The organism is Nitrospiria bacterium, from assembly GCA_035517655.1.
Lineage (GTDB): Bacteria > Nitrospirota > Nitrospiria > JACQBZ01 > JACQBZ01 > JACQBZ01.
Genome location: DATIYJ010000044.1, coordinates 93,449 through 103,018 on the forward strand (window position 1 = coordinate 93,449; position 9,570 = coordinate 103,018).

Consider the following 9,570-nt stretch of genomic DNA (forward strand, 5'->3'; position numbering starts at 1 on the left):
CATAAAAAGGACGGACCATGGACTTCACCGAAGAGCAGATACAGCGTTACAGCCGTCATATTATTTTAAAAGAGGTCGGGGGAAAGGGGCAGCAGAAAATCGCCAAATCCAAGGTCCTCTGCATCGGGGCCGGCGGTCTCGGATCGCCCGCCGCGCTGTACCTGGCCGCCGCCGGCGTCGGGACGCTCGGCATCGTGGACGCCGACACGGTGGATCTGTCCAACCTTCATCGGCAGGTGATCCATACCACCGCCCGCCTGAACACGCCCAAGGTCGAATCGGCCCGGGCGACGATCGCCGCGATGAACCCGGACGTCAAGGTCCGGACCTATCCCGTGCGCCTGACGTCCGAAAACGTCATGGAGATCCTCCGCGATTACGACGTCGTGCTGGACGGCTCCGACAATTTTCCGACGCGCTTTCTGATGAACGACGCCTGCTTTTTCACGAAGAAGACCCTGGTCTCGGCCAGCATCTTCCGGTTTGACGGCCAACTCACGACGATCAAGGCCCATGCCGGTTATCCCTGCTACCGCTGCCTCTACCACGAGCCGCCTCCGGCCGGACTGGTTCCGAGCTGCCAGGAAGCCGGCGTGCTGGGCGTGCTGGCCGGAACGGTGGGCGTTCTCCAGGCGACGGAGGCCTTGAAGGAAATTCTGGGTATCGGACGGCCCCTCTACGATCGACTGATGATCTACGACGCCCTGGAAATGACCTTCCGCGAGGTCAAGATCCACAAGGACCCGAACTGCCCGCTCTGCGGAAAGTCGCCCAGGATCACGACGCTCCTGGATTACGAGCAGTCCTGTACCCTCTGATCCTCCCGACCCCATGCTGAACATTCCGAAAGCGATCTACGACCAGATGCTGGTCCAGGCCCGGGCCGAGGCGCCGAACGAATGCTGCGGCCTGCTGGCCGGGCGCGACGGGACCGTCGACCGGATTTTTCCCATGACCAATATCGAGCGGTCGCCGGTCCGCTACCTGATCGATCCCAAGGAACAGTTCGCGGCCTTCAAGGATATGCGGGCCAAAGAGACCGAGCTGCTGGCGATCTATCATTCCCATCCGCAGACGGAGGCCTACCCGTCGGCCACCGACGTCCGGCTGGCCTATTATCCCGATGCGGTTTACATCGTCATCTCGCTTCGCGACCGCGGCCGTCCCGTCGTGAACGCCTACCGGATCGTCGACGACACGATCACGCCGGAGGAGTGGAAGGTCGATGGACCGACGCATCCCGCATGACCTCCGCCGGGGGCTGAGCCGGCTCTGGCGCGGCCGCGGCCGGATCGCGGCCTTCGGCCTCCCGATCCTCGGGGCGGCCTTCGCGATCTATCTCGCCGCGCTGTACGTCATCGTCACCCACCGCTTCGAAGGACAGCGCTGGCGGCTGCCCTCCAAGGTCTATTCCGACTCCTTCATTCTCTATCCCGGACAGGACATCAACGGAATCCGGCTTCGGGACCGCCTGCGGCGGCTGGACTATCGCCCGGTCGCGGTTGCCCCCGAGCACGCCGGCGAATTCCGTCTCGAACCGGATTCCCTCACGCTCTACCTCCACGATTTCGAATACCCGGATCATCTTTTCAAGGGTCTTCCGGTCCGGCTGGATCTTGAAAACGGCCGGATCGCCGCCATCCGGGAAATGCCGTCCGAAAACCGGCTGGCCCTCGTCGAGCTCGAGCCCGAGCTGATCGCGGCTTTTTACGATCAGGCATGGGAAGAACGCGACCTCGTCCGCCTCGACCAGGTCCCGCCGCGCCTGATCGACGCCGTCCTCGCGGCCGAGGACCGTCGCTTTTATCAACACGGCGGGATCGATCCCCGGAGCCTGCTCCGCGCGGCCTGGGTGAACCTCCGGGAACGCGCGATCGTCCAGGGCGGCAGCACGCTGACGCAGCAGCTCGTCAAGAATTTTTATCTCAATCAGGAGCGCACGCTCAACCGGAAACTGAACGAGATCTTCATGGCGATCCTGCTCGACCTGCGCTACCCCAAGAATGAAATCCTCGAGGCCTACCTGAACGAGATCTATTTCGCGCAGAGCGGAACGATGGGGGTCTACGGCATCGGCCAGGCTTCCCGGTTCTATTTCGGGAAGCGGCCCCAGGAACTCACCCTCGGGGAGTCGGCCCTTCTGGCCGGGATGATCAAATCGCCGAACATCTATTCGCCCTTTCACAACCCGAAGCGGGCCGCGGCCCGGAAGGCCTACGTGCTCGACCGGATGCTCGCGCTGAACAAGATCGGCCGGGAGGAATACGTGAGCGCCCTCAACGAGCCGATTCCGACCGGCCGGCCGGCGCTTCAGGAACGCTTCGCCCCCTACTTCGTCGACTTCGTCCGCCAGCAGCTCGCGGATCATTACGCGCCCGACGTCCTGACCTCGGAAGGTCTCCGGATTTTCACCACGCTGGACACGCAGCAGCAGCGGGCGGCCGAAACCGTCCTTTCGAAGGGCTTGGGCGGGCTCGAGGCGGCCTATCCCCATCTCCGTCGCGGCGACCCGAGGGCGAAGCTTCAGGGGGTCCTGATCGCCGTCCAGCCCCAGACCGGCCGGATCAAGGCGATGGTGGGCGGGCGGGACTACGCCGTCAGCCAGTTCAACCGGGCCGTCCAGGCGCGCCGGCAGCCCGGATCGCTGTTCAAACCCTTCGTCTACGCCGCGGCGCTGTCGCAGGCCGTCACACCCGACGGCTCGCCTTACACCGCCGCGACGCGCATCGAGGATGCGCCGGTCACTCTCTCCTCGCCCGACGGGGTCTGGAGCCCCCAGAACTACGACAAAATCTTCCACGGCACGGTGACGCTGCGGACGGCGCTCGAAAACTCGCTGAACGCGGCCACGGTCCGCTTGGCCGACACGATCGGAACGGAGCGGGTGATCGCGATGGCCCAGGCGATGGGGATCCGAAGCCCGCTGAAGAACCTTCCCTCGCTGGCCCTGGGAACGTCCGAGGTCGTCCCGCTCGAGATCGCGATCGCCTACGGCACGATCGCGAACGGCGGGATCCGGGTTGAGCCGATCGCGGTGAAAGAGGTCGTCTCGGCCGACGGCCGGGTGCTGGAACGGCGTTCGCTCGAAATGACGCCCGCGCTCACGCCCCAGCAGGCCTATCTCCTCACGACGCTTTTGGAAGGCGTGGTGGAGCGCGGAACGGCGCGGGGCGTCGTCAGCCGCGGCTTTACGAGGCCGGCGGCCGGAAAGACCGGCACGACGAGCAACGACAAGGACGCGTGGTTCTTAGGCTTCACACCGGACCTGCTCGGCCTCGTCTGGGTCGGCTTCGACGCCGGGCCGGCGGGGGAGTCGAGCCCGGCCGACCTGAGGCTGCCCGGATCGCAGGCCGCCCTCCCGATCTGGACCGATTTCATGAAACAGGCCACGGCAGGCCAGCCGGTTTCCCGCTTCGCCGTTCCGCCCGGGATCGTCTTCGAGATGATCGATCCGGCCTCCGGCCTGATCTCGGGCCGGGACTGCCCGGACGGAGTCCGGGAGGCCTTCATCCAGGGGACGGAACCCCGGCTCCGCTGCGGCGAGTCGGACGGGCTGCCGAAAAAAATTTACCGCTGGTTCAAACAGTTGATCTCGTCGCGATGAAGAAACGAGCATGCGCTTTCCTCGGGCCGTGGTGGATCGTCGCGGCCGCATTTCTTTTACTGCCGGGCTGCATCCCGCCGTCCGGAGAGCCGCCCACGGGCGAGCCGCCGTTGACGCCGATCACCGGTCGGACGGCCGATCCTTCCCGGACCGGACAAGAGGAGGCCTCGCTGCAATTGACCGATCAGGGACGTCGGCTGATGGCCTCGGGCCGCCTGGACGAGGCCGACTCGGTATTCCAGAAGGCGATCTCGCTCTATCCGAACAATCCCTACGCCTATTATTATCTAGGCCAGGCCCGCTACCTCAGGAAGGACTATACCCGATCGCTGACCCCGCTCCGGCAGGCCGAGCTCTACCTCTCGGACGATCCGGCCTGGCTGGCCCGCGTCCACGCACTGCATGGACAGGTCGATGAAGCGCTCTCACAATTCGACGACGCGCGCAACCAGTACCAAAAAGCCCTCGCCCTTGACTCCCGCAACCCGGAAGCCCGCGACGGACTTGCGCGGGTCCAAACCCTCGCGCCGCCCGCCGAATAAAATAATCCACCGGTTTTTTGTTGACTGGGCCGGACCGCGGGGCTATGGTAATTAGGGAAAGGAGACTCATCATGTTATCGACTCGCGGATACGCCGTCAAAGGCCCGTCATCCAATTTTGAGCCGTTCAGCTTCGAGCGGCGCGAACCCGGCCCTCACGACGTGCTCATTGAAATCCTCTACTGCGGAATCTGCCACTCCGACATCCATCAGGCGCGGGACGAGTGGGGCGGCGCGATCTTCCCCATGGTCCCCGGCCATGAAATCATCGGACGCGTGACCCGCGTCGGCTACGCGGTGAAACGATTCAAAACCGGCGAAATCGCCGGGGTCGGCTGCTTCGTGGATTCCTGCCGGGTATGCGCGAGCTGCAAGGAAGGATTGGAGCAGTACTGCGATCGCGGCCCGAACTTTACCTACAACGGCCGCGAGAAGGACGGAAAAACGCCCACCTACGGCGGCTACTCCTCGCAAATCGTCGTGGACGAGCACTACACGCTCAAGATCTCGCCCAAGCTCCCGCCGGCCAACGCCGCGCCCCTACTCTGCGCCGGGATCACCACGTACTCGCCGCTCCGGCGATTCAAGGTCGGGCCGGGACAACGGGTCGGGGTGGTCGGGCTGGGCGGTCTGGGACACATGGCCGTCAAGCTGGCCGCCTCGATGGGCGCGGAGGTCACCGTCTTCAGCCGGTCCAACTCGAAAGAACAGGATGCGCGACGGCTGGGTGCGCGGGATTTCATCCTAACGAAGAATCCGAAGACCCTCGCCGTCCATGTCGGCCGCTTTGATTTCATTCTCGACGCGGTGTCCGCTCCCCATGATCTAAACGCGTATCTGAATCTGTTGCGCCGGGACGGAACCCTGGTGCTCGTGGGCGCGCCGGCAAAACCCGTCGAGATCCAGGCCTTCTCGCTCATTCCCAAGAGAAGACAATTGGCCGGCTCGATGTTCGGCGGCATTCGCGAGACCCAGGAGATGCTGGATTACTGCGCGGCCAAGAACATCGCCTCCGATGTCGAGGTGATCTCCATTCAACAGGTCGAGGCGGCTTACGAGCGGGTCATGAAAGGGGATGTCCGCTATCGTTTCAGCCTCGACATGAAAACGCTGTGACGGAAGGAATTCCATTAAAGTAAAGCGAAAAACGGGAGGTGGCGTATGGCGGGATTCGTGAAGGTCGGAACGACGGGGGACCCGGCCCCGGGACAGGGAAAGAAGGTCGAGGCGGGCGGCAAGAAGATTGCGTTGTTCAACGTCGACGGGACGTATTACGCGATCGACGACACCTGCTCCCATCGGGGCGGCCCCTTGTCGGAGGGCGAGCTTTCGGGGAACGAAGTCACCTGTCCCTGGCACGGCGCGGTCTTCGATGTGAAAACCGGAAACACCCTCGGGGCCCCGGCGACCAAGGGGGTCGCGCGCTACAACGTCCGCGTGTCGGGCGACAGCATCGAGGTCGAGGTTTGAGATCGGAAAGGCCGCTCATCAAAACATTATTTCATCACGGACGCCAGGAAGCGCTCGACGGCATAGGTCGTGATCTGACCGCAGGGGCCGTTAAAATGGACATCGCAGCCGTGCGTGGCCCAGGGAAGGCGCAGCAGGAAATGAGCGGCTCCCGATTCGGCCAGCCGGATCTCAAGCCGCCCGCTCTGCTCGAAGGAAACCAACTCGTCGCGCCCGCCGTGGATCAGAAGGGTCGGCGGGCTGTGCGGGCCGATGAAGCGGATAGACATCCAGTCCCGGAAGCTCGCCGCTATCGCCGTTTTGCCATCCGCCCCCATGGATCACGATCACCCCGGGAGCGGGACCCTGCGCCGTCCGCGGAGCATAGAGGTCGAGCGACAACGGATCGCCTTCCACCGTAGAATAAATCCGACTGCTTTTTTGAACCGGCGGCGAGGCGACGCCCCGGACGAGGTCGGCCGCGACCAGCGGCGCTGGCCTCGGGGATGCGTCGCCCGTCAAACGGGGCGAAGATGCTCCAAACGCCGCCGCAAGCCGGTCCGGAAGCGCCCGCGCGACCTGGCAGGCTCTCAAGGGAGTGACGAGGAGAAGAACCGAGGCGGCAAGCCCGAGCCCCGCCCCGATTCGTCCGAACCGGGTGGACCGCCATCCGGGAAGAAAGAGCAGGAGCGGAAGGGGCGCGGCCAGATAGCCCCACTCGGTGACGCCGATCGCCAGCATCCAAAGCAAGGTGGTGGGCGCCGGAAAGATCGCCAACAGCGCGACCATCAGACCGAGCGCCCCGACTCCCAGACGAAGCCGTCCGGTCACGTTGTCATGCCGTTGCGCAGAGGAGGGAAGAACAATGCCATCGACATTGACTCAAAGAAAAGAGTTCAGACCAAACCCTTGAAGTTATAGTACAAAAAAAGAAACATCGCGAATATCATGCCGATCAAAATGCCTACCGCCCAACGGAATTCAGTGTGAGGCGTCCGTTCAATACCCGATCGCAAGATATAACGATAACAATAGACCGGGATGCCAAACAGCCCGGAGAACACAAATATTATGTTCCAGATCCACCTCGTAGAATCCGAAAAATAAACCATCTTGTTATTAAAGTGATAAACACAAAGACATATCAACCCAATAGTTATAACAGCGCTGGCCACCCCTATTCCCTGCATTAACGGAGATAAATAAAACTTCAAATTGAGCCTAATCGGGAGAAAATAGAGAAGGATTTCGACGGCCAGAAAATAAATCACCATCCAGGCTGCGAACAATCCTATGAGCCGTTTTCTATTCAAAAGGTTTTCCGCAAGATCGGACAGATATTGCATCACAATTTACACCTGCACCTTAGATTGACCATCGTATAGACTGCCACTCCAACCTTTTGATGGGTCGTCGACTTGGCTCAACGCATGGGGGTTTCAAAATAAATCCCCCCGGAACAAACGTGCTCCGATCTCATTATTTGCTCATACCGGCCACTCTGCCAGAAGCGGCGGGACCTGTCAAGGTGATAAGCCGGCGGTTTTTTTGTTGACTGAATCGGCGTGCGGGACTATGGTAGGCGAACGTTTATGAATGAAGCGGCGGACGCAAGACATCTCATCGGAAACCCATAATCGGAGGGGGCCTTCTGTGTTGCTCGTGATGGTCGGGGCCCTGTCCGCGCTCTTCAGTCTCTACTCGGCCGGCCATGCGCTGCTGAACAAGCGGGACCCCAGATCGGCGCTGGGCTGGGTGGCCGTCTGCCTTTTAGTCCATCCCGCGGCCGGCGCGCTCCTCTACTGGCTGTTCGGCGTCAATCGCATCCACACCCGGGCGCAACGGTGGCAACAGCGCGGCGACTGGGGGCTGGCGCCGCACATCCGTCGGTTCTACCACATTCAGAAAACCGAGATGCCCGCCGAACTGAAGGAGGACGTGGCCGTCCTGCACGCCGTCTCGGACCGGGTCACCCACCGGCCGGTGCTGGGCGGCAACCGGGTGGGCATCCTGCATAACGGAGAACAGGCCTACCCCGCCATGCTGGCCGCGATCGCAGCGGCCCGTCGATCGGTCTACCTTTCCACCTATATTTTCGACACGGACCCCACCGGCCGACAATTCATCGACGCCCTGGCCGCGGCGGCGGCCCATGGCCTCGACGTACGGGTCCTGGTGGACGGGGTGGGCGCGCTTTATTCCCTCCCGCCGGCGCCCGGCCGCCTTCGAAAGGCCGGGGTCCGCGCCGCCCGGTTCCTGCCCTTGAGCGAGGGAATCTACATCAATCTCCGCAATCATCGGAAACTGCTGGTCGTCGATTGCTCCGTCGGCTTTACCGGAGGGATGAACATCGGCGACCGCCATCTGGCGCTGAACGAGGCAAACCCCCGGCGCGTGATCGACCTCCACTTTCAGATCGACGGACCGGCGGTCATGCAGATGGAGGAGGTCTTTCTGGAAGATTGGCGTTTTGCCACGGGTGATTCCGAACCCACGTCGCCCCCGGCCCGGGCCGCGGGCGCCGGCGAGGCCTATTGCCGGGGGATCAGCGACGGACCGAATCACGACTTCGAAATACTCCAGTTGATCATCGCCGGCGCCATCTCCGCGGCCAGAACCCGCGTACAGATCATGACGCCCTACTTCATTCCCGACGCGTCGCTGATCTCCGCCCTGACGGCCGCGGCTTTCCGGGGCGTCGAGGTCGAGATCATCTTGCCGCAGCGCAACAACCTGCCCTACGTCGGCTGGGCCTCGCAGGCCCTCTTGTGGGACCTGTTGCAGCACGGCATCCGCATCTCCTACCAACCCCCGCCGTTCGTCCACACCAAATATCTGCTGATCGACCGCGCCTACGCCCTCGTCGGTTCGTCCAATTTGGACCCCCGCAGCCTTCGATTGAACTTCGAGTTCAATCTGGAAATTTATGACGGCGCCACCATCGCCGCCCTCCGGAAACATTTTGAAGAGGTGCGCGGCCGCTCCCGGCTCACGACGCTTGCGGAGGTGGGCGGCCGCCCGTTCCTGATCAAGCTTCGGGACGCCACGACCAAACTCTTTGCCCCCTATCTATAGCGACAGGGCCCCGAGCGTAATTCCGCACGGTCAAAAAATTCAAACGCCGCCCCGGCCCAACGCGGGTGGGGTTTAAAAATAAAACTCCCCGGCTTTAATATAACCGAATTAAGTATCGTGTCCCTGGAATTTCGGAATTTGGAATTTTTTCGAAAAAGAGTTCGGCCGGAAGATCACCACGCGAAATTGGAATACGATTGAAAGGGTTTTGGAAACGAACAAATAACACGAACAGTTGGACGTCGAAGGTTAGAGCGAAGGTTATTTGCCTTGCATGGCTGTAGTCGATACGCTACAATCCATTCATGGCTAACAAGATAACGACCTATCAGGAAGACTTGATCGAGGCCCTCAAAAAACCTCGGGAGGCAGCAGCTTATCTGAACGCCGCGATGGAGGAAGACGACCGCGCCGTCTTCCTGCTCGCTCTGCGGAATGTCGCGGAAGCGCACGGCGGCATGGCATCGGTGGCAGAGAAAGCGCGTTTGAATAGGGAGAACCTCTACCGCATGCTCTCTGAGCGAGGAAACCCTGAAATCAAAAGTGTGTTACGTCTACTGCAATCGATGGGGCTGAAACTGTCCGTCGAGCCGAAAAACAAGAGGGCCAAATCATCAAAGATCAGAAAGGCCGCTTAACTCCGCCGCCCCGGCCCGACGTACGCGGGGTCAAAATATAATATACGTGTACTGGGTTTCTATTCCCTGTTTTTCTAAATTCGAGCGTCTCCATAGGTGGCTCTGACTTCTGGGGACAGATCAAGACACGCATTTAAAATAACGAGCCCATGCCTCAATAGGGTTTCTGTTCTCTTAGCTTCGTTATGGGGAACGTCGTGCTTTCCGCCGTGGAACAGGTTATTCCGTATCCGCCGAACTAGCTTGAGAAGTTTTTCAACCTC

10 protein-coding genes are annotated in these 9,570 nt (G+C 61.6%); 8 read left to right on the forward strand and 2 right to left on the reverse strand.

The features are described 5' to 3' along the window. Positions 1-17: 17 nt before the first annotated feature. From moeB to VLY20_08785, 6 genes are all read left to right on the forward strand, one after another. Positions 18-818, forward strand: a complete 801-nt coding sequence (gene moeB, locus VLY20_08760; GenBank protein HUK56731.1) for a molybdopterin-synthase adenylyltransferase MoeB — start codon at positions 18-20, stop codon at positions 816-818. Positions 819-831: 13 nt separating this feature from the next. Further along, positions 832-1,248, forward strand: a complete 417-nt coding sequence (locus VLY20_08765) for a M67 family metallopeptidase (GenBank protein ID HUK56732.1) — start codon at positions 832-834, stop codon at positions 1,246-1,248. Next, positions 1,226-3,604, forward strand: coding sequence for a PBP1A family penicillin-binding protein (locus VLY20_08770; protein HUK56733.1), 2,379 nt, complete (start codon positions 1,226-1,228; stop codon positions 3,602-3,604). The genes VLY20_08765 and VLY20_08770 overlap by 23 nt, the downstream gene beginning before the upstream one ends. After that, complete coding sequence (locus VLY20_08775; GenBank protein HUK56734.1) at positions 3,601-4,146, forward strand: tetratricopeptide repeat protein; 546 nt, start codon at positions 3,601-3,603, stop codon at positions 4,144-4,146. The genes VLY20_08770 and VLY20_08775 overlap by 4 nt, the downstream gene beginning before the upstream one ends. A gap of 71 nt (positions 4,147-4,217) precedes the next feature. Beyond that, positions 4,218-5,261, forward strand: a complete 1,044-nt coding sequence (locus tag VLY20_08780) for an NAD(P)-dependent alcohol dehydrogenase (protein HUK56735.1) — start codon at positions 4,218-4,220, stop codon at positions 5,259-5,261. Between the two features lie 45 nt (positions 5,262-5,306). Continuing rightward, positions 5,307-5,615 carry a non-heme iron oxygenase ferredoxin subunit gene (locus tag VLY20_08785; protein ID HUK56736.1) on the forward strand — a complete coding sequence of 103 codons (309 nt, stop codon included), beginning with the start codon at positions 5,307-5,309 and terminating at the stop codon, positions 5,613-5,615. A gap of 26 nt (positions 5,616-5,641) precedes the next feature. On the opposite strand, the gene VLY20_08790 is transcribed toward VLY20_08785, so the two are convergent. Next, a complete protein-coding gene (locus tag VLY20_08790; GenBank protein ID HUK56737.1) occupies positions 5,642-5,818 on the reverse strand; it encodes a hypothetical protein in 177 nt (58 codons plus the stop codon). Next, positions 5,787-6,425 (reverse strand): hypothetical protein, encoded by a 639-nt coding sequence (locus VLY20_08795; protein HUK56738.1) that lies wholly within the window; start codon positions 6,423-6,425, stop codon positions 5,787-5,789. The genes VLY20_08790 and VLY20_08795 overlap by 32 nt, the downstream gene beginning before the upstream one ends. Before the next feature lie 822 nt (positions 6,426-7,247). Between VLY20_08795 and VLY20_08800 the strand changes: the two genes are divergently transcribed. Together VLY20_08800 and VLY20_08805 are read left to right on the forward strand one after the other, a co-directional pair. Continuing rightward, entirely contained in the window at positions 7,248-8,669 is a 1,422-nt protein-coding gene (locus VLY20_08800; GenBank protein ID HUK56739.1) for a phospholipase D-like domain-containing protein, read from the forward strand. A 305-nt stretch (positions 8,670-8,974) separates the two neighbouring features. Next, positions 8,975-9,307 (forward strand): addiction module antidote protein, encoded by a 333-nt coding sequence (locus VLY20_08805; GenBank protein HUK56740.1) that lies wholly within the window; start codon positions 8,975-8,977, stop codon positions 9,305-9,307. The last annotated feature ends 263 nt before the right edge of the window (positions 9,308-9,570 follow it).